General features: G+C 74.8%; 19 protein-coding genes. 8 read left to right on the top strand and 11 right to left on the bottom strand.

Features of this window, described 5'->3' with window-relative positions:
* Positions 1-70 precede the first annotated feature (70 nt).
* Both ACFWWQ_RS00440 and ACFWWQ_RS00435 read right to left on the bottom strand, forming a co-directional pair.
* Complete coding sequence (locus ACFWWQ_RS00440) at positions 71-1,897, bottom strand: gamma-glutamyltransferase family protein (RefSeq protein ID WP_384587681.1); 1,827 nt, start codon at positions 1,895-1,897, stop codon at positions 71-73.
* A 246-nt stretch (positions 1,898-2,143) separates the two neighbouring features.
* Entirely contained in the window at positions 2,144-7,972 is a 5,829-nt protein-coding gene (locus ACFWWQ_RS00435) for a TIR domain-containing protein (RefSeq protein ID WP_384587678.1), read from the bottom strand.
* 293 nt (positions 7,973-8,265) lie between these two features.
* Here ACFWWQ_RS00435 and ACFWWQ_RS00430 point away from each other — a divergent pair, with 293 nt between their 5' ends.
* Positions 8,266-9,453 (top strand): SLC13 family permease, encoded by a 1,188-nt coding sequence (locus ACFWWQ_RS00430; protein WP_384587675.1) that lies wholly within the window; start codon positions 8,266-8,268, stop codon positions 9,451-9,453.
* A 104-nt stretch (positions 9,454-9,557) separates the two neighbouring features.
* On the opposite strand, the gene ACFWWQ_RS00425 is transcribed toward ACFWWQ_RS00430, so the two are convergent.
* From ACFWWQ_RS00425 to ACFWWQ_RS00415, 3 genes are read right to left on the bottom strand one after another with little or no spacing between them, the layout of a single operon-like run.
* Positions 9,558-10,400: an inositol monophosphatase family protein gene (locus ACFWWQ_RS00425; RefSeq protein ID WP_384587673.1), complete on the bottom strand. Its 843-nt coding sequence runs from the start codon at positions 10,398-10,400 to the stop codon at positions 9,558-9,560.
* Positions 10,381-11,082, bottom strand: a complete 702-nt coding sequence (locus ACFWWQ_RS00420) for a hypothetical protein (protein ID WP_384587670.1) — start codon at positions 11,080-11,082, stop codon at positions 10,381-10,383. Before ACFWWQ_RS00420 ends, ACFWWQ_RS00425 begins: the two co-directional genes overlap by 20 nt.
* Positions 11,057-12,007: a hypothetical protein gene (locus tag ACFWWQ_RS00415; protein ID WP_384587667.1), complete on the bottom strand. Its 951-nt coding sequence runs from the start codon at positions 12,005-12,007 to the stop codon at positions 11,057-11,059. The genes ACFWWQ_RS00420 and ACFWWQ_RS00415 overlap by 26 nt, the downstream gene beginning before the upstream one ends.
* Positions 12,008-12,238: 231 nt before the next feature.
* Between ACFWWQ_RS00415 and ACFWWQ_RS00410 the strand changes: the two genes are divergently transcribed.
* The 3 genes from ACFWWQ_RS00410 to ACFWWQ_RS00400 all read left to right on the top strand — a co-directional run bounded on the left by ACFWWQ_RS00410 (position 12,239) and on the right by ACFWWQ_RS00400 (position 15,586).
* The gene (locus ACFWWQ_RS00410; RefSeq protein WP_384587664.1) at positions 12,239-13,303 is read left to right on the top strand and encodes a biotin/lipoate A/B protein ligase family protein; all 1,065 of its coding nucleotides are present in this window, start codon (positions 12,239-12,241) and stop codon (positions 13,301-13,303) included.
* A gap of 118 nt (positions 13,304-13,421) precedes the next feature.
* Positions 13,422-14,693, top strand: a complete 1,272-nt coding sequence (locus ACFWWQ_RS00405) for a VWA domain-containing protein (RefSeq protein ID WP_384587661.1) — start codon at positions 13,422-13,424, stop codon at positions 14,691-14,693.
* Positions 14,693-15,586: a hypothetical protein gene (locus ACFWWQ_RS00400; protein WP_384587659.1), complete on the top strand. Its 894-nt coding sequence runs from the start codon at positions 14,693-14,695 to the stop codon at positions 15,584-15,586. Before ACFWWQ_RS00405 ends, ACFWWQ_RS00400 begins: the two co-directional genes overlap by 1 nt.
* A gap of 229 nt (positions 15,587-15,815) precedes the next feature.
* On the opposite strand, the gene ACFWWQ_RS00395 is transcribed toward ACFWWQ_RS00400, so the two are convergent.
* Positions 15,816-16,817 (bottom strand): TIGR03842 family LLM class F420-dependent oxidoreductase, encoded by a 1,002-nt coding sequence (locus ACFWWQ_RS00395; RefSeq protein WP_384587656.1) that lies wholly within the window; start codon positions 16,815-16,817, stop codon positions 15,816-15,818.
* A gap of 390 nt (positions 16,818-17,207) precedes the next feature.
* Here ACFWWQ_RS00395 and ACFWWQ_RS00390 point away from each other — a divergent pair, with 390 nt between their 5' ends.
* Positions 17,208-17,387, top strand: coding sequence for a hypothetical protein (locus tag ACFWWQ_RS00390; protein WP_384588168.1), 180 nt, complete (start codon positions 17,208-17,210; stop codon positions 17,385-17,387).
* A gap of 151 nt (positions 17,388-17,538) precedes the next feature.
* On the opposite strand, the gene ACFWWQ_RS00385 is transcribed toward ACFWWQ_RS00390, so the two are convergent.
* Together ACFWWQ_RS00385 and hydA are read right to left on the bottom strand one after the other, a co-directional pair.
* Entirely contained in the window at positions 17,539-18,303 is a 765-nt protein-coding gene (locus ACFWWQ_RS00385; protein WP_384587653.1) for a MerR family transcriptional regulator, read from the bottom strand.
* 84 nt (positions 18,304-18,387) lie between these two features.
* A complete protein-coding gene (hydA, locus tag ACFWWQ_RS00380) occupies positions 18,388-19,779 on the bottom strand; it encodes a dihydropyrimidinase (RefSeq protein WP_384587650.1) in 1,392 nt (463 codons plus the stop codon).
* Positions 19,780-20,238: 459 nt separating this feature from the next.
* On the opposite strand from hydA, the gene ACFWWQ_RS00375 reads away from it, so the two are divergent.
* Positions 20,239-21,120: an ABC transporter substrate-binding protein gene (locus ACFWWQ_RS00375; RefSeq protein WP_384587647.1), complete on the top strand. Its 882-nt coding sequence runs from the start codon at positions 20,239-20,241 to the stop codon at positions 21,118-21,120.
* A gap of 340 nt (positions 21,121-21,460) precedes the next feature.
* Here ACFWWQ_RS00375 and ACFWWQ_RS00370 read toward each other — a convergent pair whose 3' ends face one another.
* Together ACFWWQ_RS00370 and ACFWWQ_RS00365 are read right to left on the bottom strand one after the other, a co-directional pair.
* Positions 21,461-22,780, bottom strand: a complete 1,320-nt coding sequence (locus ACFWWQ_RS00370; RefSeq protein ID WP_384587644.1) for an aspartate aminotransferase family protein — start codon at positions 22,778-22,780, stop codon at positions 21,461-21,463.
* Entirely contained in the window at positions 22,777-23,619 is an 843-nt protein-coding gene (locus ACFWWQ_RS00365; protein ID WP_384587641.1) for a nitrilase-related carbon-nitrogen hydrolase, read from the bottom strand. The genes ACFWWQ_RS00370 and ACFWWQ_RS00365 overlap by 4 nt, the downstream gene beginning before the upstream one ends.
* 219 nt (positions 23,620-23,838) lie before the next feature.
* Here ACFWWQ_RS00365 and ACFWWQ_RS00360 point away from each other — a divergent pair, with 219 nt between their 5' ends.
* Together ACFWWQ_RS00360 and ACFWWQ_RS00355 are read left to right on the top strand one after the other, a co-directional pair.
* Entirely contained in the window at positions 23,839-24,279 is a 441-nt protein-coding gene (locus ACFWWQ_RS00360; protein ID WP_384587638.1) for a MarR family winged helix-turn-helix transcriptional regulator, read from the top strand.
* Positions 24,280-24,379: 100 nt separating this feature from the next.
* A complete protein-coding gene (locus tag ACFWWQ_RS00355) occupies positions 24,380-24,931 on the top strand; it encodes an isochorismatase family protein (RefSeq protein ID WP_384587635.1) in 552 nt (183 codons plus the stop codon).
* On the opposite strand, the gene ACFWWQ_RS00350 is transcribed toward ACFWWQ_RS00355, so the two are convergent.
* A complete protein-coding gene (locus tag ACFWWQ_RS00350) occupies positions 24,912-26,477 on the bottom strand; it encodes an amidase (protein ID WP_384587632.1) in 1,566 nt (521 codons plus the stop codon). The two genes, ACFWWQ_RS00355 and ACFWWQ_RS00350, sit on opposite strands and share 20 nt — an antisense overlap.
* Positions 26,478-26,583 lie beyond the last annotated feature (106 nt).

Genomic DNA, 26,583 nt, shown 5'->3' with positions numbered 1-26,583 from the left:
CACAGGTGAATTCCGGGTGCCCCGCAGGCCACGGACGGGTGCCGGGCACCGCCCGTGACCTGCGGGCGGCTCAGCGTCCGACCGCGTAGCCCTGCATACCGCGCGGGTTCGCGGCGGCCGAAAGCACCCCGGTCTCCGGATCGCGGGCCACGGCGCAGAGCCGCCCCTCCGACCAGGGGCCGCCGACGGTGACGTGGTGGCCGCGGCGGCGCAGCCCGTCGACGACGTCCGGGCCGATGCGGGACTCGACGGTGACGGCGCCGGGGCGCATGGTGCGGGGGTGGAAGGAGCCGGGGAAGGAGTCGTTGTGCCAGTTCGGGGCGTCGATGGCGCCCTGGAGGTCGAGGCCGGAGCGGACCCGCTCGCGCAGCGCCACCGCGAGGAAGAAGTGGACCTGCCACTGGTCCTGCTGATCGCCGCCCGGGGTGCCGAACGCCATGACGGGCACGCCGTCGCGGAGCGCCAGGGACGGCGTCAGCGTGGTGCGGGGGCGGCGCCCCGGGGTGAGGCTGCCCGGCAGTCCCGCCTCCAGCCAGGTCATCTGGAGGCGGGTGCCGAGCGGGAAGCCGAGGCCGGGGACGACGGGGTTGGACTGGAGCCAGCCGCCGGAGGGGGTGGCGGAGACGAGGTTGCCCCAGCGGTCGGCGATGTCGAGGTGGCAGGTGTCGCCCCGGGTGGCGCCGTCGGGGCCGGTCACCGGGTCGGCTGCCCTGGGAAGGCCGGTGCCGACGGTCGGTTCACCGGCGCCCGGGGACCAGGCGCCTGCGGCGGCGCCCGCGGCGGCCGCGCGGGCGTGGCGGGCGAGCCGCGGGGTGCGGCCGTCGGGGCTGCCGGGCCGCAGCTCATGGCTGGCGGTGTCGGTGATCAGGGCGCGGCGGGCGGCGTTGTAGGCGTCACCGAGGAGCGCGGCGACGGGGACGTCGGCGGCGTCGCCGTACCACGCCTCGCGGTCGGCCATCGCGAGTTTGCAGCCCTCGATCAGGGTGTGGACGTACGCGGGGCTGCCGTAGGGCGGCAGGGCGCCGGGCAGCAGGGCGAGTTGCTGGAGGAAGGCGGGGCCCTGTGACCAGGGCCCGGCCTTGGCGACGGTCCAGCCGTTCCAGTCGTGGGTGACCGGGTCCTCGTAGGTGGCGGTGTACGCGGCGAGATCGTCGCCGGTGAGGGTGGACGCGTGGCGTTCCCCGGAGGTGTCCATGGCGGGGCGGGCGGCGAAGTCGGCGAGGGCGTCGGCGATGAAGCCCTCGCGCCAGATGCGGCGGGCCGCGTCGATCTGCGTCTCGCGGCCGGGCCCGGCGGCCTCCGCCCCGGCCGTCAGCCGCCGCCAGGTCGCGGCCAGCGGGCGGTTGCGGAGCAGCGTGCCCGGGGCGGGCGGGCGGCCGTCGGGCAGGTACAGCGCGGCGGAGGTGGTCCACTCGGTGGTGAAGAGGGAGCCGACAGTGGCGACGGTCTCGCCGATCCGCTCGACGGCGGGGTGACCGTGTTCGGCGTACCCGATGGCGTACCGCAGGACGTCGGCGAGGCGTTGGGTGCCGTGGTCGCGGAGGAGCAGCATCCAGGCGTCGAAGGCGCCGGGCACGGCGGCGGCGAGGGGTCCGGTGCCGGGCACCAGATCGAGGCCGAGGCCGGTGTAGTGGGCGATGCTCGCCCCGGCGGGTGCGGGGCCCTGGCCGCACAGGACGCGCACGGGGCCGCCCGCCGGGGCGAGGAGGATCGGCACTTCGCCCGCCGGGCCGTTCAGATGCGGTTCGACGACGTGCAGGACGAATCCGGCGGCGACGGCCGCGTCGAAGGCGTTGCCGCCGTCCTCCAGCACCGCCATGGCGGACTGGGACGCCAGCCAGTGGGTGGTGGCGGCCATCCCGAAGGTGCCTTGGAGGGTGGGGCGGGTGGTGAACACGGGCGGACTCCTCGGTGGACGCGGACGGCCACCGGGCCGGACGGACACCGGCCCGGCGGGACGCTCTACGGAGTCAGCAGATCGCACGGGGTGTGCGGGGCGCAATGGCGGGCGCGCCGGGGCAGGCGTGCGCCTGGGGCGGTGTGCGCTTCTCCTGTTTTCCTGCCGGCCGTTTCCCTCGTCATCCCGGCTCGATGCACGGACACAGGGAATTTCCGTATCCGTGAACGCCGGTGGCCCGCCCCGTCACCACTCCCCGTCGAGCGGCAGCCGGTGGACCCCCGGCAGGTACTCGTCCAGCTCGCCCGGGGTGAAGCGGGCCATGCCGACGACGTGCCAGAACTCACCGGTGACCTCGCCCTCGTACTTGTAGCCGCCCTCGGGGGTCAGCGCCGCCCAGCCGCCGGGGACGCCGATGAGCGTGGCGTGCGGGGTGGGCGGGCCGTCCGGCGCGGGGACGTTCCACAGGCGGACCGTGCCGTCCTCGCCGCCGCTGGCCAGGCGGGTGCCGTCGGGGCTGAAGGCGAGGGAGAAGATGCGTCCGGTGTGGCCGGTGAGGCGGGCGACGCGGGTGCCGGTGCGGGCGTCCCACAGGCAGATGACGCGGTCGTCACCGGCGGTGGCGAGGAGCGGCAGCCGGGGGTGGGCGACGGCTGCCCAGAGGCGGCCGTGGTGCCCGGTGAGGACGTGGCGAGGTGCGCCGTCGCGCCAGATGAGGGCGGTGCCGTCCCAGGAGGCGCTGGCCAGCCAGTCGCTGTCGGCGCCGAAGGTGACGGCGTAGACGCGGTCGGCGTGGCCGTCGAGTTCGGCGGTCAGCCGGCCGCTCTCCTGCTCCCAGAGGCGGACCCGTCCGTCGTCGCAGCCGGTGGCGAGGGTGGTGCCGTCGCCCCGGAAGGCGATGGACCGCACCCGTCCCCGGTGGTCGGCGAGGGTGGCGACATGGGCGCCGGTGGCGCGCCACCACAGGCGGACGGAGTCGTCGTCGTTGGCGGTGGCGAGCAGCGTGCCGTCGGCGCTGAACGCCTCGGCCCAGGTGTGGTCGGTCTCCACATCGATCTCGCGCAGATATTCGCCGGTCACGGCGTTCCAGAGGTAGACGTCGCCGTCGTTGCTGGCAGTGCCCAGTATCGGACCGGCGGGGCTGAAGACGCCGGAGATCAACCGGTCGCCGCGGCCGGTGAGTTCGGCGGTGCGGCGGCCGGTGCGGGCGTCCCAGAGGCGGACGATGCCGTCGTTGCCGCTGGAGGCGAGGCGGGCGCCGTCGGCGCTGAACGCGACGGTGTTGACCCGGCGGCCGTGGCCGCGCAGGATCCGCTGGCCCTGCCCGGTGTCGGCATCCCAGATCTGCGCGCCGCCGTCGTTGCCGACGGTCACGAGCTGGCTGCCCTGCGGGCGGAACCGGCAGGCCCAGGCGGAGCCGCGGTGCTCGACGGGCTGCTGCCGCAGCAGGCTGATGGCGCGGTGGCCGCCGCTCAGCGCGACGCGCCACAGCCGGACGGTGCCGTCACTGTCGCAGGCCGCCAGGAGCCGTCCGCCGTTGCCGAACATCACCTGGTAGACGGCGCCGGTGCACCGCTCCAGAGCGCCCGCGGGCGCGCCGACGACCGGGTCCCACAGCCGTACCTGGCCGTCGGTGTCACCGCTGACGAGGAGGTTCCCCTCGGGGTGGAAGTCGAGGGTGTAGACGCGGCCGGTGTGGCCGGTGAAGGTGTGCAGCAGCCGGCGCCCGGCCAGATCCCAGACGCGGACCGTGCCGTGGCCGTCGGCGCCGTGGTCGCCGGTGGCCAGCAGGGTGCCGTCGGGGCTGAACCGGGCCCGGAACACGGCGTGTTCATGGCCGTCGAGGGTGCCGGTGCACTCTCCCGTACCGGTGTCCCAGATGCGGAGGACCGCGGCGGCGTCGCCGGTGACGAGGGTGCGGCCGTCGGCACTGAACACCGCGGTGTAGACGGGGGCGGCGTGGCCGGGCAGCTGCTGGAGCGGCTCGCCGGTGGCGGTGTCCCAGAGGGTGACCAGACCGTCCGCGTCGCCGGTGGCGAGGAGGGTACCGGCCTCGTCGAGGGAGACCGGCCAGACGCCGCCCGGGTGGATGTCCAGGCGGTGCAGCTGGCGGCCGGAGACCGGGTCCCACAGGCGTACGGTGCCGTCGGCGCCGCCGGTGGCGAGCACCCGGGAGCGGAACTTCACCGCGTAGACCCGGGCTTCGTGGCCGTGCAGGGTGCGCAGCGCGCGGCCGGTGTCGGCGGCGCAGACCAGCACCCCGCCGTCCTCGCTGCCCACCGCGAGGAGTTCGCCCTCGGGGCTGTACGAGAGGGGTTCGGGCAGCCGGCTGGTGCGCATGTCGAAGCCGTACGGGACGCCGACGGCGGCGGGACGGAAGCCGACCTCGACGGGCATACCGGGGGCGAGGGAGGCGGTGCGCAGTTCGGGGGCGGCGCGGACCTGCGGGTCGATGAGCGGATCGATGAGCGCGGCGCGGTGCCAGCGGCTGCGGGTCAACACGGCGCCGCGCAGATCGGCGCGCGTCAGCCGGGCGCCGCGCAGGTCGGCGCCGGTGACGTCGGCCCCGGAGAGGTCGGCGTGGTCGAGGCGGGCGCCGTTGAGGCGGGCGTCGCGCAGCACGGCGCCGGAGAGGTTGGCGCCGATGAGGCGGGCGTCGGTGAGGTCGGCGCCGGTGAGGTCGACGCCGGAGAAGTCACGGCCGGAGAGGTCCTCGCCGGAGAGGCGGGCGGCGCGCAGATCGGCGCCGGCGGGGACGCGGAGCCGGTCGATGACGCGGACGGCGTTGGCGCGCGCCGCGTCGCTGACGCCGGGCCCGGGGGCGTTGAGGACGGTACGGACCCAGGCGGTGGACAGGTCGTGGTCGGCGAGGTCGCAGAAGAACTCGACGGCCAGGGCGCTCAGCGGCCGGGCGGCGAGCAGGGCGCTGTCGCCGTCGGCGAGGCGGTCGGCGGCTTCGCGGGCGATGAGCCATTCGACGACGGAGCCGTGGATGAACTGGAACCGGCCGTCGTCGGTGCGGATCAACAACGAACCGGCGCCGACCGCCTGGGCGCTCTCCTGAGTGGTGAGGGTGGTCCCGGCGAGCCCCGCGAGGGCGGTGGCGACGGTGTCGGTCAGCTCGTCGAGGTGGAGTGCGCTGCGGCCGGTCTCCCACAGGCGGCGGGCGAGGGCGGTGACCGTGGCCCAGAGGTGGTCGAGGGTGAGGCCGGGGGCGGCGCCGGGACCGCCCTGGCCGCGGCGTTCCTCGTGGACGAGCCAGGCGGTGAAGACGTCCTCGTAGAGCCGGGCGGGGCTCAGGGCGCGTCCGGCGCCCGCGACGGCGCGCAGCTGGTCGGGGTCGAGGTCGGCGACGAAGCTCAGCAGCCGCGGGTTGGCGCAGAGGGCGAGCAGGTCGGGGATGTTGCCGAGGAGTTCGAAGCGGCGGGCGGCGGTCTCCTCGTCGCCGTAGCGGTTGACGAGGTAGGCGCGGATCTGCTCGGGGACGAAGCCCTCGACGGCGAGGATGCGGCGCTGCGAGAGCAGTCCGACGCGTTCGCCGAGCGCGGTGAGGACCTGATCCTGGGACTTGAAGTGCTGGGTGCGGCTGCTGACCACGATCTTGGCGTTGTCGACGGCGGCGTTGAGGAGGACCTGGAGGTGGTCGGCGGCGCGGTCGTAGCTGACGCGGTTGACGAGTTCGTCGAAGCCGTCGAAGAGGAGGACGACGCGGCCCTGGCCGAGCATGTAGCGCAGGGCGCGCAGATCGATGGTGTCGACGTCGTGCCCGGCGAGGTGGGCGGCGACGAGCCCTTCTAGGCTGTGGGCGCGGTCGAGGGTGTGCAGCGGGATGAGCAGCGGGGTGAGGTGCGGGAGGCGCTCGGGGATACGGCGGGCCAGCTCGCGCAGGGCGAAGGTCTTGCCGTGTCCGAAGTCGCCGAGGAGCAGCAGGAAGCGGCCGTGATCGGTCTCCAGGAGCTGGAGCATCTCCTCGATGAGGTGGTCGCGGGCGTCGGCGTCGGGGCGTTCGGCGTCGCGGTAGCGCTGCGGGAGGTAGAGGTCGGGGGCGTAGCGGTCGTCACTGCTCAGCCGGGCGGTCTGGGCGGTGACGTAGGAGCGCAGGTCCAGCAGGCCCTGGAATTCGAGGAAACTGCGGACGCGGACGCCGCGGCGTCCGGCGCGTTCGCGGAGCGCCTGCTCGGGCGGCGGCCCGTCGTGGACCAGTTCGGCGTCGGAACCGGTGTCGGTGGCGAGCGCCTGGGCGAGGAAGTGGTCGAGTTCGGCGTCGGTGGGGGTGCCGGGGTGGACGGCGATGCGCTGCTGACGGATGACGCCCTCGTCGCTCCAGGTGACCATGATCTGGGGGAGGTCGTCGGGGGTGGCGCGGGGCACGTCGCGGAGGCGGACGCCTTCCTGGCGGGCGCGGCAGACCTCCTTGACGCGTTCGGCGAGGGAGTCGGCGGGCTCGTCGACGGCGCGGTGGTCGGCGGGCGGCGCGGCGACGGCCCCTATGCCCCGCCCGGCGGGCTCACCGGGCGGGGTGAAGAGCCGTCCGGCGCCCTGCCAGCTGACGGGGAAGACGGTCGGTTCGGTACCGCCGTCGCCGGTCCAGCGGGTGACGCCGTCGGCGGTGACGTGCAGCAGCTCGAACCCGGCGGGGGCGGCCGAACCGTACAGCGGCAGGGCGCCGTTGTGGAGCGGAAGGTGGTCGTGGGACGGCTCGCCGCCGGTGGTGCGGGGGCCGCCGCTGGGGCCGTGCAGGGCGAAGTGGAGGCGGGGCGCGGCGAGCCGGGTGAAGGTGTCGGCGTCGCGGAGGGTGCCGGGGCCACCGGGGGCGTCCTGGGGGCGGCGGCGGCCGGTGAGCGGGTGGCGGAGCGCGCCGATCCGCAGCCAGCCCTCCTCCTCGTAACCGCGCAGCGCCTCGGCGAACCAGGTGGCCTGGTCGCGGCCGAGGAAACCGTACTGGTCGTCGGGGCGGTGGCTGGAGGCGATGGAGGAGTTGAACCCGGCGACGACGGTGTGGAGTTCGGGGACCGGGAAGAGGGTCCAGGGCTGGTCGCTGTCGAAGACGGTGTCCAGGCCCTCGTAGAGGCCGCGGAAGAGGCGGGTGTAGTGGCGCCACTTGGGCCAGTACGGGGGCTGCGGCGGGATTTCGTCGGCCTCGCAGGTGTGGAAGTAGCCGCGGCAGGCGGCCTGGCTGACGTCCTGGTTGCCGGGGACGACGACGACGCGCTGCGGCGGCAGGTCGAGCTGGGAGCGCAGCCCGGTGAGGAAGCTGAGGGCCTGATCGCATTCGCGGGGGCTGCCGGAGGCGGTGAGGTCGCCGGTGACGACGAGGAGGTCGGGCGAGGGCGCCCCGGCGTCCTTCAGCTCGACGAGGTCGCTGCGGATCTCCCGGCGCAGTGCGTCCGGTTCGCGGCCGCGGCCGAAGTCCGGACCGGCGAGGTGCAGCACCGTCAGCGCGCCCTGCTCGCGGGCCGGGCCGGGGGCCTGCGGGTACTGCGGGGGGCGAGCGGGGCGGCGGCGGCCGGACCAGCCGGTGCGGCCGAGCGGGCGCTGCCGGTCGTCGGGGGCGGTGGCGGGCGCGGGCAGCTGGAAGGAGCCGGTGGCGGTGAGGGAGCCGGGGTAGCCGGGGCTGTGGCCAGGGCGGGCGTGGCCCTCGACGGCCTGGCCGACGCGGGTGAGCAGCATGCTCCGGGCGGTCGCAGGGTCGGTGACGCCGACGAGGTCGACGTAGGTGATGGTGGCGAGCAGGCCCTCGATGGGGATGTCCTCGACGCGGACGGTCAGCAGTTTGCGCTCGGGCTGCTCCGGTTCGGCGCGGAGCGCGGCCTGCCATTCCATGCGGCCGTAGGTGGAGCGGCCGTAGTGGCCGGAGAGGACGGCGATGACGGCGACGGATTCGCTGACGCCGCGGTCCATGAAGTCGATGAAGTTGGTCCCGGCGACGAAGTCCCACGCCTGGATGACGGTGCGGTACCCGGCCTCCTCCAGGGTCCACGCGATCCAGGACGCCCATTGCTCGTCGGCGGGCGAATAGCTGATGAAGAAGTCCAAGTCACGCGTCCGGCCCCGCAGTTCCCCGTCAGTCACCATGGCCCCATCGTAGGAGGTAGGGGGGTGGCGGGGCAGGCGGTTGAAAGGATCACGCGGGCGGGCGGAGGGCCGTGAGCGCGGACGGGACGCCGCGGCGGGACGGGACCGGGTCGCCGTGGGGGACGGACCGGGCCGCCCTCCGTCGCCGGGTCCGGGCGCGGGCGGTGGGACGTCCGGGCGCCGCCGGGCTCCGGCGTGCGGGGGCGGGCCGCGGGCGCCGGAGCCTTCCGCCGGGGCCCTTGATCCTCCCCTCTCCCCCGCGCCGTCCGGGCGTGTGTGCGACGCTGGCGGGCGTGCGATTCCTCACGCGTCTGCATCCCCTGGACTGGCTCGCCGCCGCGCTGCTCGCCTGCGGCCTGGTGTGTGTGGCCACGGGGCTGCTGCCGACCGCACCGGCCGGGGAGGCGATGGCGCGCATCGGGCCGCTGCTCGCCTTCCTCGCCACGGTCATCGTGATGGCCGAACTGACGGGCCGGGCCGAGGTGTTCGACGCGGTGGCGTCCTGGGTGGCGCGGACCGGGAAGGGGAGCTATCCGCGGCTGTTCGGGCTCTGTGTGCTCTTCGCGTCGGTCACCACCATCGCGCTGAACCTCGACACCACGGCGGTGCTGCTGACGCCGGTGATGCTGGCGCTGGCCGGACGGGTCGGCATCGCGCCGGTGCCGCTGGCGATGACGACGGTCTGGCTGGCGAACACCGCGAGCCTGCTGCTGCCGGTGTCGAACCTGACCAATCTGCTGGCCTCGGACCGGGTCGGGCTCTCCCCCACCGAGATGGCCGCGACGATGGGCCTGCCCCAACTGGCCGCGATCGCCGTGACGACGGTGTGCCTGTGGGGCTTCCACTGGCGGCGCGGGCGGCGGGGCTCGGACGCGTACGTCCCGCCCGAGAAGCAGGCCCCGGCCGATCCGGTGCTGTTCCGGGTGTGCGCGCTGGCGTGTGCCGGGTTCCTGGTGGCGATCCTCGTCGCGGACGTACCGCTGTGGTCGGCGTCGCTGACGACGATGCTGATCGTCGTCGTGGCGTTCGCGCTGCGGCGCCCCGCCGAGCTGCGCTGGTCGCTGGTGCCGTGGCGGCTGCTGGTGCTGGTACCGGGCATGTTCCTGGTCGTCGAGACGGTGAACGCGCACGGGCTGCACACGCTGCTGACGGCCGCGATCGGGCCGGACGGCGGCCTCCTCGGCATGCTCCGCTCGGCGGGCGTCGGCGCGGGCCTGTCCAACGTCCTCAACAACCTGCCGGTCTACATGGCGGGCGAGGCGGCGGTACCGGTCGGCAACCACCACCAGCTGCTGGCGCTGCTGATCGGCACCAACGTCGGTCCGCTGGTCACCCCGTGGGCGTCGCTGGCGACGCTGCTGTGGTTCGAACGGTGCCGCGGCCGGGGCACCGTCATCCCGCTGCGGCGCTTCATGGGCACGGGCTTCGTCCTGGCCGTGACGGCGACGCTGGCGGCCACGGCGGCGCTGGCGGTGGGCTGAAACGGCCGGTCACCAGGGCCGGTGACCGCGGAACGGACCGGCGGGGCCGGGCCTCCCGCCGCCCGGCTCCCGCCCGTCGGCCCGGCTCCCGCCCGTCGCTCCCGTCAGGCCGCCCGCGCCTCCGCGACCACATCGAGCAGATACGTCAGGGTGTCCGCGCGGGCGGCGACGAAGCTGCGGTCGGTGTCCGGGCCCGTGGAGCCCACCGTGAAGGGGCCGCCGCTCAGGGTGCGGAACTCCACGCCCGTCTCGGCGGCCAGCAGCGCGCCCGCGGGGAAGTCGATGCCCTCCGCGCGGTAGCCGACGAACCCGTCGATCGCACCGCGCGCCAGCATGCTCCAGCCCAGCAGCGGCGCCCACAACTGGAGCACCCGCCGGGCACGGCGCTCCAGTTGGCCCCGCAGCCCGGCGGCCACCGGATCGGCCCGGCCCACCGCATGGCCCTGGGTCCAGGCCACCACCGGCCCGCTGCGCGGCACCGCGCCGGACGGTCCCGGCAGCCGGTCCGGCCCGCAGGTCGTGCCCCGGCCGCGGACCGCCTGCCAGGTGCAGCCGGTGACCGGTTCGTGCACCACCCCGACGACCGGCGCGCCGTCCACGCACAGCCCGATGCCGACGGCGTACGCGGTCAGGCCGATCGCGACGTTGTTGCTGCCGTCGAGCGGGTCCACCAGCCAGGTGCGGCGCCCGACGGCGTCGAGAAGGCCCGCCTCCTCGGACAGGATCCGGTCGTGCGGGAAATGGGTCTGGAGGCGGGCGAGGATGATTTTCTCGGCGGCCAGGTCGAGGTCGGTGACGACATCGCCCTCGGCGTCCTTCACGCCCACCGTCCGCGCCGCGCCGAAGCGCCCGCGCAGCAGCGCACCGGCCTCCTCGGCGGCGGCGACGGCCACCCGCGTCTCGTACGCGTACGGTGCGGCGTCCCGGTCAGTCGCGCTGCTCGGCATGGATCCTCCTGAGTGCTGTGCGGACGGTCCGTTCGGTGTGTTCCGCGCCGCACAACCGGCGCACCGTACGGTGGCCGCGGCCGTGCAGGGGGCCCAGGGAGAGGTCGGTGTGGCCGGGCAGCGACCGGCCGAGCACCAGGGTGGCGGCGGGCTCGTCGCGCGTGACGGTGGCGTGGAACTCACCGGCCGGCAGGCTGTACGTCTCACCGCTGCCGCTGGAGGCGGCGGGGCCCGGCTCGCAGCGCACCAGGCGGGAGGTGGGGCGCAGTTCGTCGATGCCGGAGGGGGCGCTGATGACCTCGAAGATGCGGTGCGTGGGGGCGTGCGCGGCGTCCGTCACCGTGACCGGGAGGTTGCCGACCCGGCCGTAGAGGACGTAACTGCGCAGCTCCCAGCTGTGGGCGTGCATGGGTGCGGCGGTGGGGTCGGCGCGGGTGCCGGTGCCGAAGAGGTGGACGCAGACGCCGCGGGCGCCGTCGCGGACCAGCGGCAGGCAGAGGAAGCCGAGCGGGTGGTGGACCGCGTGCACCTCCCGTCTGCCGCGGGCGATGTCCTCCAGGGCACCGGTGATCCCGGCGCGGGGCGCGCCCCGCGCCGTGCCGGGGCGGAGCAGTCGGTCGAGCGTGTCGTAGTCCATGAGCCGCGCCCGAGGCGTCTCACCTCCGGTAGGGGTCCTCGGCATGCAGGGCCTTCTCGATGATCTCCGCGACGTCGGTGTCGCCGAACACCGAGGGCAGCGGCAGCGCGACGTCGTCGAAGACCGCGCGGACCTCGTCGACGGTGGGCTCGTCGCTGAGCGGGGCGATGCCGCGCAGGTCGAGGCGGACGGCCTGTTCGCGGCTCTGGTGCAGTTCGGTGACGTAGTAGTCGTAGAGCGGCCGGTCGCGGGCGACGAGGAGGTTGACGCGGTTCGGGTCGTCCTGGGTGATGATCAGGCAGGACTCGGAGAGGTCGAAGCGGAGGGTGGGGACACCCGAGGAGAGGTGGACGCTGATCTCCAGGGTGTCGAGCCGCTGGCGGAACCAGCAGGCGGCCAGGACCGTGGCGTACGCCTCCTTGCGGGTGCGGTCGGCGGTCCAGGCGTGCGCCGCGTCGTCGTTGCGGCGGCGGGCGAAGGTCTGGCGGAAGCGGGCGTAGGCGGCGCAGGTCCGCTCGTCCGCCGGGTTGATGATGTCGATCTTGACGCTGAGCTGGGCGCGCTGACGGGTGGCGGCCTCGACGCAGCGGGGCAGCGTGACAGCGCGCAGATAGGTGCCGGTGCCGCCCTTGAAGTACCAGCGGTTGGTCTGCCCGCGGGCCTGCTCCAGGGCGTCGCCGACCTCGTCGCCCGACAGGGAGCGGACCATCGCGAGGTCCTCCAGGGCGCGGCGGGTGTCCTTGGACGCCTCCTGGATGTCGGACTTACGGCGCGACCGCTCCGTCATCGAGCCGACCGCGAGGGTGCCGAGCACCAGCAGCGTCGCGCCGGACGACACGCCGGGGCTGATGACGTCGTTGAAGACGTCCATCAGGCCGATGGTCAGCCCGAGCCCCACGGCGATGAGCACGTCCAGGTTTCTGATCACCCAGGCGACGCCGAACTCCACCCGTCCCACACGCTGTACCACGTCGGTCCCCCTCCCCGTTGCCTGCATCGTAGGAGCATCGGGACGGCTCTGGCCAGGGCCGCCAAGATCCTCTCCGGGGCGGGGAGTTGCCGCGGCGGGCCCGCGACGTGGTGCCGGACGGCGCCGCCGGGCCGCGGGCGCGGGCGGGGCCCGGCTGTCACCGGCCTCGGTTACGGTGGGACGAACAGGACAGATCTCGGCCGGTGCGGCCGACGGGGTGGAGGCGGCACGGTGCACGGCGAGTACAAGGTTCCCGGCGGCAAGCTCGTCGTGGTCGATCTGGAGGTGGAAGGCGGCGTGCTGCGGCACGTCCGGGTGGCCGGGGACTTCTTCCTGGAGCCGGACGAGGCGATCGGCGCGATCGACAACGCGCTGGAGGGCGCCCCCGCCACCACCGACGCGGCGGGGCTCGCCGCCCGGATCACGGCGGCGCTGCCGAAGGACACGGTGATGTTCGGGCTGACGGCGGAGGGCGTCGCCATCGCCGTGCGGCGAGCGCTGGCGCAGGCCACCGAGTGGAGCGACTACGACTGGCAGCTCATCCACGACCAACCGCAGCCGCCCGCCCTGCACATGGCGCTCGACGAGGTCATCACGGCGGAGGTCGCGGCGGGCCGCCGGGCGCCGACGCTGCGGGTCTGGGAGTGGGACGCGCCCGCCGTGATCATCGGCAGCTTCCAGTCGCTGCGCAACGAGGTCGACGCCGAGGGCACCGCCCGGCACGGCGTCACGGTGGTACGCCGGATCTCCGGCGGCGGCGCCATGTTCGCCGAGCCGCAGAGCACCATCACGTACTCGCTGGCCGTCCCGGAGGCGCTGGTCTCCGGGCTGTCGTTCGCGGACAGCTACGCCTATCTCGACGACTGGGTCCTCGGTGCCCTCGGCGACATGGGCATCCGGGCGTGGTACCAGCCGCTCAACGACATCGCCACGGAGGTCGGCAAGGTCGCGGGCGCCGCGCAGAAGCGGATGGTCGGCCCGGACGGCGGGCCCGGCGCCGTGCTGCACCACGTCACCATGTCGTACGACATCGACGCGGCGAAGATGCTCGATGTGCTGCGCATCGGCAAGGAGAAGCTGTCGGACAAGGGGACGAAGAGCGCCAAGAAGCGGGTCGATCCGCTGCGGCGGCAGACGGGTCTGCCGCGCGAGGAGGTCATCGCGCGGATGATCGGCTCGTTCCGCGACCGATACGGCCTGACCCGCGGCGCGGTCACCGACGCGGAGCTGGCGCGCGCCGAGGAGCTGGTGCGGACGAAGTTCGCCCACGAGGAGTGGACGGCGCGGGTGCCGTAACGGGAGCGGGGCGGGCCCGGGCCGCCCGGCCGGAAGGCCGTGGGCGCGTCCGGCGGCCCGCGTCCGGTATCTGACGGGCCGTTTTGTTCTGGCGGCGAATCCTCCATACGATCCGTCGATGATCATAAGAAAGCGGCTGGCGGCCGGGGTGTGCGGCCTGCTCGCCACGGTGGCCGTCGGCCTGCTCCCCACACCCGCCGCGGCCGGTGAGCCGGACGCGAAGCCCACCCCGAAAGTCGAGCTGGTCCTCGACGTCAGCGGCTCCATGCGCGCCCGCGACCTCGACGGCCAGACCCGGATGGCGGCGGCGAAGACCGCGTTCAACGAGGTGCTGGACGCGGTGCCCGGCGATGTCGAGCTGGGCATCCGCACCCTCGGCGCGAACTATCCGGGCGAGGACCGCACGGTCGGCTGCAAGGACACCAAGCTGCTCTACCCGGTCGGCCCGCTCGACCGGAACGACGCGAAGACGGCGGTCGCCACGCTGTCCCCCACGGGCTGGACGCCGATCGGCCCGTCGTTGCTCGCCGCCGCCGACGACCTCAAGGGCGGCGATTCGGCCCGGATCGTCCTCATCACCGACGGCGAGGACACCTGCCAGCCGCTCGACCCCTGCGAGGTGGCCCGCGACATCGCCGCCAAGGGCATCCGCCTCACCGTCGACACGCTCGGCCTGCTGCCGGATGCCAAGACCCGTAAGCAGCTCAGCTGCATCGCGGAGGCCACCGGCGGCACGTACACCTCCGTCCACCACACCGATCAGCTCCGCAAGCGGGTGCACCAGTTGGTGGACCGGGCGGCCGATCCGGTGGTGACGCCGGTGGCGACCGAGGGCGCCGCGCAGTGCGCGAAGGCGCCCGAGCTGAAGCCCGGCCTCTACAGCGACCGGGAGCGCTTCGCCGAGCACCGCTGGTACCGCGTCGCGGTCCGGCCCGGCCAGGAGCTGCGGGCCTCGGTGAGCGTCGCCGCCGACCGGGCCGTCGACAACGACTACGGCGTGCTGCTGCGGGCGGTGACCGTCCACGGCCGGGAGATCGTCCGCGGTTCCGAGGCCGGTGACGGGCGCACCGACGTCCTCTCCACCGGGCTGCGCTACCCGAAGCCGGACGAGGACGCGCCGGACGGCAGCGACGTGCCGCCCGCCGAGACGGTCTGCCTCCAGGTCAGCAACTCCTTCTCCGCACCGGCGTCGGTGAAGCGGGAGCCGGGGCTGCCCGTCGAACTGGCCGTCGACCTGGTGGACGCGCCGCACGACGCCGCCGACCCGGCCGCCTTCGGGCTGGGCCGCGGCTGGTGGCTGCTGGTCACCCTCGCCCTGGCCGGTCTGGTGGGCGGCCTCGTGTGGGGCTGGATCTCCCGCTGGCGCATCTCCGTCTGGAGGACCAACTGATGCGGACCCTGCGCACCCTGGCGGCGGCACTGCTCGCCACCGGCAGCCTGCTCACCGCGGCGGCACCGGCCCTCGCCGACGACCCGACGCCCACGGCCTCCAGCGGCTCCCCGAGCCCGGAGTCCGACGGTGAGGTGCCCGCGCCGACCGAGGCGGGCACGTCGTTCCGTACGGCCACCCTGATGCTGCCCGGCCAGCGCGCCACCGCCGACGCCTCCACGGGCGACTACCTGTACTGGGCCGTCCCCCTCGACCAGGGGCAGGACGCGACGGTACGGGCGAAGGTGAAGCTGCCCGAGACGGCGCGGCACGGTGAGGCCACCTGGCGGCTGGACGTGTACGACGGGCTGCGGCGCCGTCAGGCGTGCCGCTACGGCATGCAGGCGCGGACGGTGGCGGCCGACGCCACGTCGGTGGAGCTCGCCTGCACCCTGCGGACCGTCCGCGCGTGGGCGGAGCCGTGGGCCGACGATCCGCTGCCGGGCCGCTACTACCTGCGGCTGACCACCACCGAGCAGCCGCAGGAGGACCTGGGGCTGCCGGTGCAGGCCGAGGTGAGTGCCGACGTCAAGGACGCGGGTGGCGCCCATGCCGTGGACGGGGCGCTGGCCGCGCCGCTCGTCCCCGGCGCGACCGCCGCCACCGGCTCCGAGGAGCGCGACGGCGGCGACGCCGACGGCGAGGCGGCCGGTGCCTCGGCGAGCCCGTCGACGGCCTCTGCGGCCCCTGCGGCCACGGCGGCCGAACCGGACGGCGGCTGGGCCTCCGGCTGGTGGTCCGACCGCTGGATCTGGACGGCGGCGGGCGGCATCGCGGCGGCCCTGGCGGGCATCGCCGGCTACCGTCTCACCGCCGGTCGCGGCCGCCCGTCCCGGGTGCCGCCGGGCGTCTGACGCGGCGGAGGTTCCACGTGCCACGGGCCCGGCCGTCATGGCCGGGCCCGTGGTGTGTCCGGGTGCACCGTGGGGCGTGGCTCCGGGGTGAGCCGGGCGCGGCGGGCGGGCCGCTCCCCTGGTGGCGCGCGCCCGGACGCCTTGGGCGGGGCGCCCGGGGCGGCTCGGCGGGCGCGCGGGGCGGCTCAGCGGGGCGCGCGCTCCCGGCCCGGGCGTCCCCTCTCGGCTCTCAGCCGTTCAGCGCCGGAATGATCCGCTCGCCGTACGCGTCGATGACGGCTTCCTTGGCGTCGTGCATGGCGTACAGCGCGAACTGGTCGACGCCCAGATCCCGCAGCCTTCGCAGCTTCTCGATGTGCGCCTCGGCCGGTCCGAGCAGGCAGAACCGGTCGACGACGGCGTCCGGCACGAACGCGGTGTCGGGGTTGCCGGTCCGGCCGTGGTGGGAGTAGTCGTATCCGGCGCGCTTCTCGATGTACGCGGTCAGCTCCTCCGGGACGGCACCGGAGTGCGCACCGTACCGTTCGACGAGGTCGGCGACGTGGTTGCCGACCATCCCGCCGAACCAGCGGCACTGCTCCCGGGCGTGCGCGAGATCGTCGCCGACGTAGGCGGGCGCGGCCACACAGACCGTCACCTCGGCCGGGTCGCGGCCCGCGTCCGCCGCCGCGTCGCGCACCGCCTTGACCATCCATTCGGTGAGGTAGGGATCGGCGAGCTGGAGGATGAAGCCGTCGGCCAGCCGCCCGGCCATGGCCAGCGCCTTCGGACCGTACGCGCCCATCCAGACGGGCAGCCGGCCGTCGCGGACCCAGGGGATGCGCAGCCGGTGACCGCCGATGTCGGCCTCGCGGCCCTCGGCGAGGTCCCGGATCACGCCGATCGCCTCGCCCAGCCGGGCCAGGGTGTTGGGCGGCCGCCCGGCGACCCGCATCGCGGAGTCGCCCCGGCCGATGCCGCAGACGGTGCGGTTGCCGTACATGTCGTTGAGGGTGGCGAAGGTGGAGGCGGTGACCTCCGGGGTGCGGGTCGAGGGGTTGGTGACCATGGGGCCCACGATGAGCCGTTCGGTGTGTTCCAGGATGCGGCTGTGGATGACGAACGGCTCCTGCCACAGGACGGCGGAGTCGAAGGTCCAGCCGTAGCGGAACCCCCTCCGCTCGGCCCGGCGCATCAGCCCCACCACGGACGATGCGGGCGGATCGGTCTGCAGAACGACTCCGAAGTCCACGCTGCGCTCCTTCTGTTCGGTGTACGGGCGGCCCCGGGAGCACCGGCCGGGCGGGGCCCGGCGGCCGTGCCACGACGGCACCGGCCGGAACGGATCCGCCGGAGCCGCCCGACGCGGACGGTGCCGGAATCCTTCCACACCGGGGCGTACCGAACCCCGCACGACGCCACCCGCTGCGGACCCCGGGGCGGGAGGGGCCACGGACGCGGCGGCGGGCGCCCCGGCGCCCGGTCCGGAGATACGGCCCGGGCCCTGAGCGCCCTCCCGACGTGCGGGCTTCCCGTGCGGAACTCTCCCCTCCAGGACGGGAGTTCGGCCACCATGGCTCCATGACCGGCATCGATGAAACCCTCTGGAACGCGGACATCGACCCGTCGGACTACTCGGGCAGTGAGGAGACCTACCAAGGCGCCGTATTCCGCGCTGCTGAAGCGGGCGGATGCCCTGGTCGCCGTCTGGGACGGGCAGCCGCCCGCGAAGGGCGGCGGCACGGCCGCCACGGTCGCCGAGGCGCGCGCTTCGGGCCTGCCCGTCCATGTGCTCTGGCCCGCGGAGGCCCGGCGGGGCTGACGCCGACGCCCGTGCGCGGCGGTGGGCCGGGCCGGAGTCCGAGCCGCCGGGGCCGCCCGGAGCCCGACGGGCCGTGCGCCGGACCCGCCGCCGCCCCGGGCCAGGACGGCAACACCCCGCCGGCATCGCCCCCGCCGGCGCCGCCCCGGCCTCAGCTCAACCGCGCCTCGGCGTACACCTCCATCGCCTCCCGCAGATACCCGGCCAGCCCCTCCGCGATCCGGTCGAAGTTGCCCCGGAACCGCGGGTCATCGACGTAGGTCGCCGCCAGCCCCCGGTACGCGTCCGCGTTCGGGGTCCAGAAGCGGCAGACGCCGCGGTAGTGGGCGTCGGTCTCGGCCTGGACCTCGGGGGCGGTGACGGGGGTGCCGGCCACCATGAACTCCGCCATGCGGATCATCTGCGCCGTCGCCTCCCGCTGCCACCGCTCGGTGTCCTCGTCGGTCATCGCCGCGGTGGCGTGCCGGGCCTGCTCCCACGCCTCCGGCCAGCGCTCGCGGACCTCGGTGTCCGTCTCCCTGTCGTGCTCGAAGCCGTCGAAGAGGTTCTCCGGCCTGTTGATCCCGTTCATATCGGGGTGTTCCCTGCCTTCCTCCAGTGCGGCGAGGGTGCGGCCGACCGTCCCGGCCAGCGTCGTCAGCCGGTCCCGCTCCGCCAGCAGCCGGGCGTGGTGCTCGCGGAGCACGGCGACCCGGTCGGCCCGGCTGTCCAGCACCGCCCGGATCTCGCGCAGCGAGAGGCCCAGCTCCCGCATCAGCAGGATCTGCTGGAGCCGCAGGAGTTCCGGTTCGCCGTAGCGGCGGTGGCCGTTGCTCCCGGTTCCGGACGGGTGCAGCAGGCCGATTCCGTCGTAGTGCCGCAGCGTCCGGGACGTCACCCCGCTCATCCGGGCGACCTCGGCGATCGACCAGGTCATGGCGGTATCCCTCCTCGCCGGGCCGGTCTCTCCGGCCCTGGTCACGACCGTAGAAGTTGACGCAACGGCAACCGCAAGCGGCGGTCAGCCCGCGTAGTGCCCGAGGCCCCGGGGCACATAGTCGCCGTGTCCGGCGCGGCCCGTGTGGCGGCGGTTCTCGATCACCGGGACGCCGCGGGAGAGCACCGTCTCGACCCGGCCGGTCACGCGCCGCCCCTCGTACGGGGAGTAGTCGACGTTCATGTGGTGGGTGCGGGCCGACAGGGTCTGCTCGGCGTGCGGGTCGTAGATGACGAGGTCCGCGTCGGAGCCGGGGGCGATGGTGCCCTTCTTGGGGTGGAGGCCGAACATCCGGGCCGGGGCGGTGCAGGCGATCTCGATCCAGCGGCGGCGGTCGATGTGTCCGTCGACGACGGCCTGGTGGAGCAGGTCCATGCGGTTCTCGACGCCGGGCATGCCGTTGGGGATCTTCGAGAAGTCGCCGCGGCCCAGCTCCTTCTGGCCCTTGAAGCAGAACGGGCAGTGGTCGGTGGAGACCACCTGAAGGTCGTTGGTGCGCAGGGCGCGCCAGAGGGTTTCCTGGTGTTCGGCCGGGCGCAGCGGGGTGGAGCACACGTACTTGGCGCCCTCGAAGTCCGGTTCGGCGAGGTTGTCGGTCGACAGGAAGAGGTACTGCGGACAGGTCTCGCCGAAGACCGGCAGCCCCTCGTCGCGGGCGCGCATCAGCTCCGCGACGGCTTCCCGCGCCGAGACGTGCACGACGTAGACGGGTGCGCCCGCCACCTGGGCGAGCCGGATGACGCGGTGGGTCGCCTCGGCCTCCAGGAGCGCCTTGCGGACCTCGCCGTGGTGGCGCGGGTCCCGTTCGCCGCGGGCCAGGGCCTGTTCGACGAGGACGTCGATGGCGAGTCCGTTCTCCGCGTGGGTCATCACCAGTGCGCCGTTGTCGGCGGCGCGCTGCATGGCGCGGAGGATCTGTCCGTCGTCGGAGAGGAACACCCCGGGGTAGGCGGTGAAGAGTTTGAAGGAGCTGACGCCGGATTCGACGAGGCGGTCCATCTCCCGGAGGGAGGAGGCGTTCACATCGGACATGATCATGTGGAAGGCGTAGTCGATCGCGCAGACGCCGTCCGCCTTGGCGTGCCAGGTGTCGAGCCCCTCCTGGAGCGAGCCGCCCTTGGGCTGGATGGCGAAGTCGACGAGGGTGGTGGTGCCGCCCCAGGCGGCGGCGAGGGTGCCGGTTTCGAAGGTGTCGGACGCCTGGGTGCCGCCGAAGGGCATCTCCATGTGCGTATGGGCGTCGACGCCACCGGGGATGACGTATTTCTGCGCGGCGTCGATGACGTGCCCGGCCTGCCAGTCGTGGCTGCCGTGGCTGGCGAGGGCCACCACCCGGCCGCCCTCGACGAGCACATCGGCGTGGAGTTCGTCGGAAGCGGTGATCACCAGGCCGCCGGTAATGAGAGTGCGTGTCACGTCCGGTCTCCCTCACTGCGCCACGGGTGCGTGCCGTGCGGCGGGCGGCCCGGCGCGGACGGCCGCCCGTGCCGCGGACGGTGACCCCCGCCGGGCCGCCGTCCGCTCCTTCCGCACGGGGTGTCCCGCGCGCGGCGGGCGGGCCCGTGCGGCGCCGGTTCCCGGGCGGGAAGGAGACCGTAGAAGCATGGCAGCCGTGGGGGCAATACCGTGTCCGCCGCCCGCGCGGTGCGGCCGCGTGGCGCCGCCGGTCATCCGGCCGGTTGAACGGTGCGGCGCACGGTGCGCCCGGGGAGGTATGGACCAAGAGGGGTGCGAGAGGCGCGGAGTGGGCAGGTAACCGACGCCGCCGGGGAGCGCCCCTCACCGTCCGTGGGGGCGGGAGCCGGGCCGCCGGGAGCGGACGCCACGGCACGGGCGGCGGGAGCGGACCGGCACCGGGCAGAGAGGCGGCACGCCATGCAGTGGAGCACGCCGTGGGAGTTCTCCGACGACCGCGGACGTCTGGCGGTGGCCGGCGAACGGCCGTCGCGGATCATCACCTACCTCCAGGCCGGGGCGACGCTCTGGGATCACGGCGTACGTCCCGTGGGGCTCTTCGGGTCGCGGCACGACGGGACGGTGCCGGACCGGACGAAGAGCGGGGAGCTGCCCCGGGAGGGCATCCCGTATCTCGGTGCGGGGCCGGCGCTGCATCCGGACACCGTGCTGGGGGCGGCGCCGGATCTGGTGGTGACCGTCACCTACGACGGCGAGGCGGTGTACGGCCTGGACGCCAAGACGGCGCGGGAGCTGGAGGCGCACGTCCCGCTGGTGGCGCTGGGCCTGGGGCCCGGCCGGGGGCTGGCCGTGGTGCGGGAGCGGTTCGCGGCGCTCGCCGGGTCACTGGGCGCGGGGGAACCGGCGAGCGCCGCGGTCGCGCTGGACGGTGCGGAGGACGCGCTGCGGGCGGCGGCCGGCGACGGGCCGCGGCCCCGGGTGCTGGCTCTGTCGGCGGCCGGCCCGGAGCAGGCGTATCTGGCGCGGCCGGGGGCCTGGCCGGATCTGCGGACGCTGCGGGAGCACGGCGTGGAGCTGCTGGACCCGGCCGCCGGGCCCAGGGCGAACTGGGCGACGGCCACCTGGGCCGATGTCGCGGCGCTCCGCCCCGACATCGTGCTGAACGACGTACGGGCCAATGCCGCGCCGCCGGAGGCGCTGCGCGGCGGCGCGCACTGGCGGGCGGTGGCGGCGTCGGCCCGGCTGGTCGGCTGGAATCCGGAGGCGCCGTGCAGCCGCCGGGCGCATGCGCGGTTCTTCCACGAGGTGGCGGCGGCGGTCCGGGGCGCGGCCGGACGGTGACCGGGCGCCGGGTCACGGGGCGCGCCTGCCCGGCTGTGGGGCCGTACGTCTACCTGGCCGTGGGCCGGTGCCGCGGGGCGGTGCCGTGGGCCGGTGCCGCGGGGCGGTGCCGCGGGGCGGTGCCGATCCGGCGAAGGGCTGGGTGAAGCTGTGGCACAACGGTGCCGCCCAGAAGCTGGCGGGCGGCGCCGCGCAGTACCGGGCGGCCACGCTGCGGGCCGACTGGGTCACCGACAAGTGGGGCGTCTACCGTCCGACGGTGTCACCGGCGCGGCCACCGCGTACCTCAACGACGCCGCGGTGGGCCGCGCGTACGGCGACGTGGCGCCCTGACGTCGTATCAGGCGGCGGTGAGGCGTTCGCGCGCGTCGGTCAGCGCACCGGCCAGCAGCTCCGCCCCCTCCTCCGCCTCGGCGACGTTCAGCGTCATCGGCGGGGCGATGCGCAGGCACGCGCCGCCCTGTCCGCCCTTGCCGACGAGCAGTCCGCGCTCCCGGGCCGCCTCCACCACCAGCGAGGCGGCCGCGGCCGACGGCTCGTCGGTGCCGGGCCGGACGAGTTCCACACCGGTCATCAGGCCCCGCCCGCGCACCTCGCGGACCAGGTCGCTCCCGGCGGCGACGGCCCGCAGCCGTTCGAGGAGCAGCCCGCCGACGCGCCGGGCGTTGCCCTGGAGGTCGTGGTCGAGGAGGTAGGTGAGGTTGGCGAGACCGGCGGCGACGGTGACGGGGCTGCCGCCGAACGTCGAGATGGAGTGGGCGCTCATCGCGTCCATCACCTCGGCGCGGGCGACGACACCGCCCAGGGACATGCCGTTGCCGATGCCCTTGGCGAAGGTCAGCAGGTCGGGCGGGCCGTTCCCGGCGTGCGCCTGCCAGCCCCAGAAGTGGTCGCCGGTGCGGCCCCAGCCGGTCTGCACCTCGTCGCTGATCCAGAGGATGCCATGCCGGTCCAGGACCTCGCGGAACGCGGCGTAGAGCCCGTCGGGCGGGGAGGTGAAGCCGCCGACCCCCTGGACCGGTTCGGCGATCAGCGCGGCGACGCCCCCGGCGGTCTGCGCCAGCACGTCCTCCAGATCGGCGACGCACGCCGCGATGTATGCGGCGTCGCCGAGCCCGGCGTACGGACCGCGGCTGCGGACGCCCCCGTGGACGTAGAGCGTCTGGAGCGGCGACAGGCTCGTCGGGGACCAGCTGCGGTTGCCGGTGATGGCGACGGTGGAGAAGGAGCGGCCGTGGTAGCTGTTGCGCATCGCCAGGATCTGGTTGGAGCGGCGGTACGCGGTGGCGAGCAGCAGCGCCGTGTCGTTGGCCTCGGTGCCCGAGGTGGTGAAGAAGACCCGGGCGTCGGGGATCCCGGAGAGCGCGGCGATGCGCTCCGCCAGCTCCACCATGGGGCGGGAGAGGTAGAGCGTCGAGGTGTGCAGGATCCGCCCGGCCTGCGCGGTGACGGCGGCGGTGACCTCCGGCAGGGCGTGCGCCGTCATGGTGGTGAGGATGCCGCCGAAGAAATCGAGGTAGCGGTTGCCCTCGGCGTCCCAGACGTGGCGGCCCACGCCGTGGGTGAGTTCGAGCGGCCGCTCGTAGTAGAGGTCGAGCCAGGAGGGCAGCACCGCGCGGTGGCGGGCGAGCAGCGCCCCGGGGGCGCCGTCGGCCGTCACGGGCGCACCAGCCCCTCGTACGCGTCGGGGCGGCGGTCCCGGTAGAACGCCCACTGCTGCCGGACCTCGTCGATCAGCCCGAAGTCGAGGTCGCGGACGAGGAGTTCCTCCTCGCCGTCGTCGGCGACCTCGCCGACGAACTGTCCGCGGGGGTCGACGAAGTAGCTGGTGCCGTAGAAGTCGTTGTCGCCGTACTCCTCGGTGCCGACGCGGTTGATGGCGGCGACGAAGTACTCGTTGGCGACGGCGGCGGCGGGCTGCTCCAGCTGCCAGAGGTAGGCGGAGAGGCCGCGGGAGGTGGCGGACGGGTTGTAGACGAGCTGCGCGCCGCCGAGGCCGAGCTGGCGCCAGCCCTCGGGGAAGTGGCGGTCGTAGCAGATGTAGACGCCGACCTTGCCGACGGCGGTGTCGAAGACCGGCCACCCGGCGTTGCCCGGCTTGAAGTAGTACTTCTCCCAGAACCCCTTGACCTGCGGGATGTGGTGCTTGCGGTAGATGCCGAGCACGGTGCCGTCGGCGTCGATGACGGCCGCGGTGTTGTAGTACACGCCGGGCTGCTCGACCTCGAAGACGGGGGCGACGACGACCATGCCGGTCTCCCGGGCGAGCGCCCGCATCCGGGTGATGGTCGGGCCGTCGGGGACCGGTTCGGCCCAGCGGTAGTGCTCGGGCTCCTGCACCTGGCAGAAGTACGGGGCGTTGAAGACCTCCTGGAAGCCGATGATCTTCGCGCCCTGCCCGGCCGCCTCGCGGGCGTGGGCCTCATGCTTCGCGATCATCGATTCGGTGTCGCCCGTCCAGGTCGCCTGGACCAGTGCGGCTCGCACAACATCGGCCATGAACAGCTCCTTTGTCGGCGCGTCAGGCTGCGGGCCACGCGGTCTCGGGCGGGCCCTGCGCGCGTGGAGGCGACCGTAGGCCCCGCCGCGCACCGGGGCAAGCCCCTCTCCGGTGCGTCGCCCGGAGCGCCCGCCACGGACGCGACCGCGCCGCACGGCCCAGCAGATCATCGACAGGGAAACTTGCAAGTTTGCCTGTCGAACTCCTACGTTGGCGGCATGGACGACGCGCAGAGCCCGGAGCCCGGACCGCTCGCCTCCGATCTCGCGGCGACGGTGGGTCTGCTCATGCGTCATCTGCGGGCCGCGGCGCCGCTCGACGGGGTGACCCCGACCCAGCGGGCGGTCCTCGCCCGCCTCCACCGGGACGGCCCGGCGACCACCGCGGCGCTGGCCCGCGCGGAGCTGGTCCGCCCGCAGTCGATGCGGCTGACGCTCGCGGCGCTGGAGGAGCAGGGCGTCGTGGCGCGCAGCCCGCACCCGACCGACGGGCGGCAGGTCGTCCTCTCCCTCACCGACGAGGGCCGACGCCTGATCGGCGAGGCGCGGCAGGCCAAGCGGGACTGGCTGACCGAGGCGCTCACCGAACGGCTGACCGCCGAGGAGCGCCGGACTCTCGCCGAGGCGACGGCGCTGCTGCGACGGCTGGCCGGGCCATGAGGCGGCGCCGGCCGACGGCCCCTTCCGGCGACATCGTCAACTCCCCGTGGCGTCCACCTGGTGACGTCACCACATCCCCCTCCCTTCCCTGGAGCCCCCCATGTCCGTGACCGCGCTCGACCCCACCTCCGCCCTCGTCGTGATCGACCTGCAGAAGGGCATCACCGGGCTGCCCTCCGTCCACCCGTCGGACGAGATCATCGCCCGCTCCGCGCGGCTGGCCGCGGCGTTCCGCGCGCGGGAGCTGCCCGTGGTGCTGGTGAACGTCACCGGCGGCGCGCCGGGCCGCACCTCGGCCTCCCGGCCGGGCGGCACGCCGCCCGCCGGCTGGACGGAGCTGATGCCCGAGCTGGACCGGCAGCCCGGCGACATCCTCGTCAGCAAGCAGCAGTGGGGCGCCTTCCACGGCACCAACCTCGATCTGGAGCTGCGCCGCCGGGGTGTGACGCAGGTGGTCCTCACCGGGATCGCCACCAGCATCGGTGTGGAGTCCACCGCCCGCGCCGCGCACGAGCACGGCTACCACGTCACCGTCGCCACCGACGCGGTGACCGACCTGGACGAGGCGGCGCACCGCAACAGCGTGGAGAAGATCTTCCCGCGGCTCGGGGAGACCGGCACCACGGACGAGATCATCGCCCTGCTGGGCTGACGCCTCCCGGCCGTCCTCCGGCGCCGCCCGCCGCGTCCGCGGCCGGGCGGCGCTCGTGCCAGCGCAGCGCGTCCTGGAGCTGCGCGGTCAGGGAGAGCAGCCGGGCGTCCCCGCGGGCGGGCCCGAGCAGTTGCGCGCCGAGCGGCAGCCCGGCGTCGGTGAACCCGGCGGGGACGTTGACCGCCGGCCAGCCCAGGACGTTCCACGGCCAGGCGTACGGGCAGGCCGCGATCATGGCCTGATCCGTACGGCGGCCGTCGAGCCCGGCGAGGGCGCCGATCCGCAGCGGCGGGGTGGCGGTGGTCGGCGTCAGCAGCACGTCGTAGCGGCCGAACAGCGCGCCGATGCGCCGCTGTTGGCGGGGTTCGACGGCGCGCGCCCGGCGCAGTACCGGGCCGCCCAGCAGCCGCCCCATGCGGGCCGCGCCGCGGGTGCGCCGGTCCAGCAACGCCGGGTCGGGCACCCGCGCCGCCCATTCCCGCACCCCGGCGGTGGCACGCGGCACGAACGCGAGGCCGATCAGCCCGTAGTCCGGGTCGGCCTCCTCCACGAAGTGGCCGAGCCCGGCGAGGGTGCGGGCCACCGCGGTCACCGCTCCCCGTACGTCCGGGTGGAGCGGGGTGGCGATGGCGGTGAACGGCGGCTTCCAGGACAGCGCGATGCGCAGGCGGCCGGGGTCGCGGCGGACGGCCTCGCGGGCGGCGAGCGGCGGCGGGCGGTGCAGGTCGCCGGGGTGACTGCCGCTCGCCGCGTCCAGCAGCAGCGCCGCGTCCTCGACGGTACGGGCCAGCGGGCCGATACCGGTGATGCCCTGGAACGATTCGGCGTCCGGCCAGGTGGAGAGGGTGCCGCGCTGCGGTTTGACGCCGACCAGATGCGTCCAGGCGGCGGGGATACGGACCGAGCCCGCGCCGTCGGTGCCGAGCGCGGCGGGGACCAGGCCCCCGGCGACGGCGGCGGCCGAACCGCCGGAGGAGCCGCCCGGGGTGTGGTCGAGATGCCAGGGGTTGCGGGTGTCCCCGAAGGCGGGGCCCTCGGTGAACGGCCACTGGCCCAACTCGCAGGCGTTCGTCTTGCCGACGACGATCGCACCGGCCGCCCGCAGCCGCCGCACCACCTCGGCGTCGTGCGCCTTGACGGGGAACTCCCCGGCGCAGCCGAACGCGGTGGGCTCGCCCGCGACATCCATGTCGTCCTTGACCGCCACCGGTACGCCGAGCAGCGGCAGCCGTTCCCCGGCCGCGAGCCTGCGGTCGGCGTCCGCGGCTTCCGCCTCGGCGGCCTCGGCGCGCAGGCGGCGGAAGGCGTTGACGGTGGGCGCGGAGGCGGTGATGCGGTCCAGGCAGCGGCGGACGAGAGCGGCGGAGGTGGTCTCACCGCGGGCCAGCGCGGCGGCCTGGCCGGCAAGCCCTTCCGGCGGTCCCCCGGCACCGGGCGGGGCGAGGCGCTCCTCGCGGGCCTCGCGCTCCTCGCGGCTCTCGCGGCTCTCGCGGCTCTCGCGGCTCTCGCGGCTCTCGCGGCTCTCGCGGCTCTCGTCGATGCTCACGGCGTGCGCCTCCCGGGGCTGCGGCGGACCGGCGGTCCCCGGGAGGCTATGTGGCGGGCGCCCGCCCGGCAACGACACCCCGTGGCGGGGCGCGTCGTCGCCGGAC

The sequence above is a fragment of the Streptomyces sp. NPDC059080 genome, from assembly GCF_042739975.1.
GTDB lineage: Bacteria > Actinomycetota > Actinomycetes > Streptomycetales > Streptomycetaceae > Streptomyces > Streptomyces benahoarensis.
This window is presented reverse-complemented; position numbering and strand designations above follow the sequence as displayed.

Bases quoted from the DNA above. Each gene is read 5' to 3' on its own strand.
- ACFWWQ_RS00365 (WP_384587641.1), bottom strand. From the start codon at position 23,619: ATGGCCGATGTTGTGCGAGCCGCACTGGTCCAGGCGACCTGGACGGGC.
- ACFWWQ_RS00360 (WP_384587638.1), top strand. From the start codon at position 23,839: ATGGACGACGCGCAGAGCCCGGAGCCCGGACCGCTCGCCTCCGATCTC.
- ACFWWQ_RS00405 (WP_384587661.1), top strand. From the start codon at position 13,422: ATGATCATAAGAAAGCGGCTGGCGGCCGGGGTGTGCGGCCTGCTCGCC.
- ACFWWQ_RS00355 (WP_384587635.1), top strand. From the start codon at position 24,380: ATGTCCGTGACCGCGCTCGACCCCACCTCCGCCCTCGTCGTGATCGAC.
- ACFWWQ_RS00375 (WP_384587647.1), top strand. From the start codon at position 20,239: ATGCAGTGGAGCACGCCGTGGGAGTTCTCCGACGACCGCGGACGTCTG.
- ACFWWQ_RS00385 (WP_384587653.1), bottom strand. From the start codon at position 18,303: ATGACCTGGTCGATCGCCGAGGTCGCCCGGATGAGCGGGGTGACGTCC.
- ACFWWQ_RS00425 (WP_384587673.1), bottom strand. From the start codon at position 10,400: ATGCCGAGCAGCGCGACTGACCGGGACGCCGCACCGTACGCGTACGAG.
- ACFWWQ_RS00435 (WP_384587678.1), bottom strand. From the start codon at position 7,972: ATGGTGACTGACGGGGAACTGCGGGGCCGGACGCGTGACTTGGACTTC.
- ACFWWQ_RS00420 (WP_384587670.1), bottom strand. From the start codon at position 11,082: ATGCCGAGGACCCCTACCGGAGGTGAGACGCCTCGGGCGCGGCTCATG.
- ACFWWQ_RS00400 (WP_384587659.1), top strand. From the start codon at position 14,693: ATGCGGACCCTGCGCACCCTGGCGGCGGCACTGCTCGCCACCGGCAGC.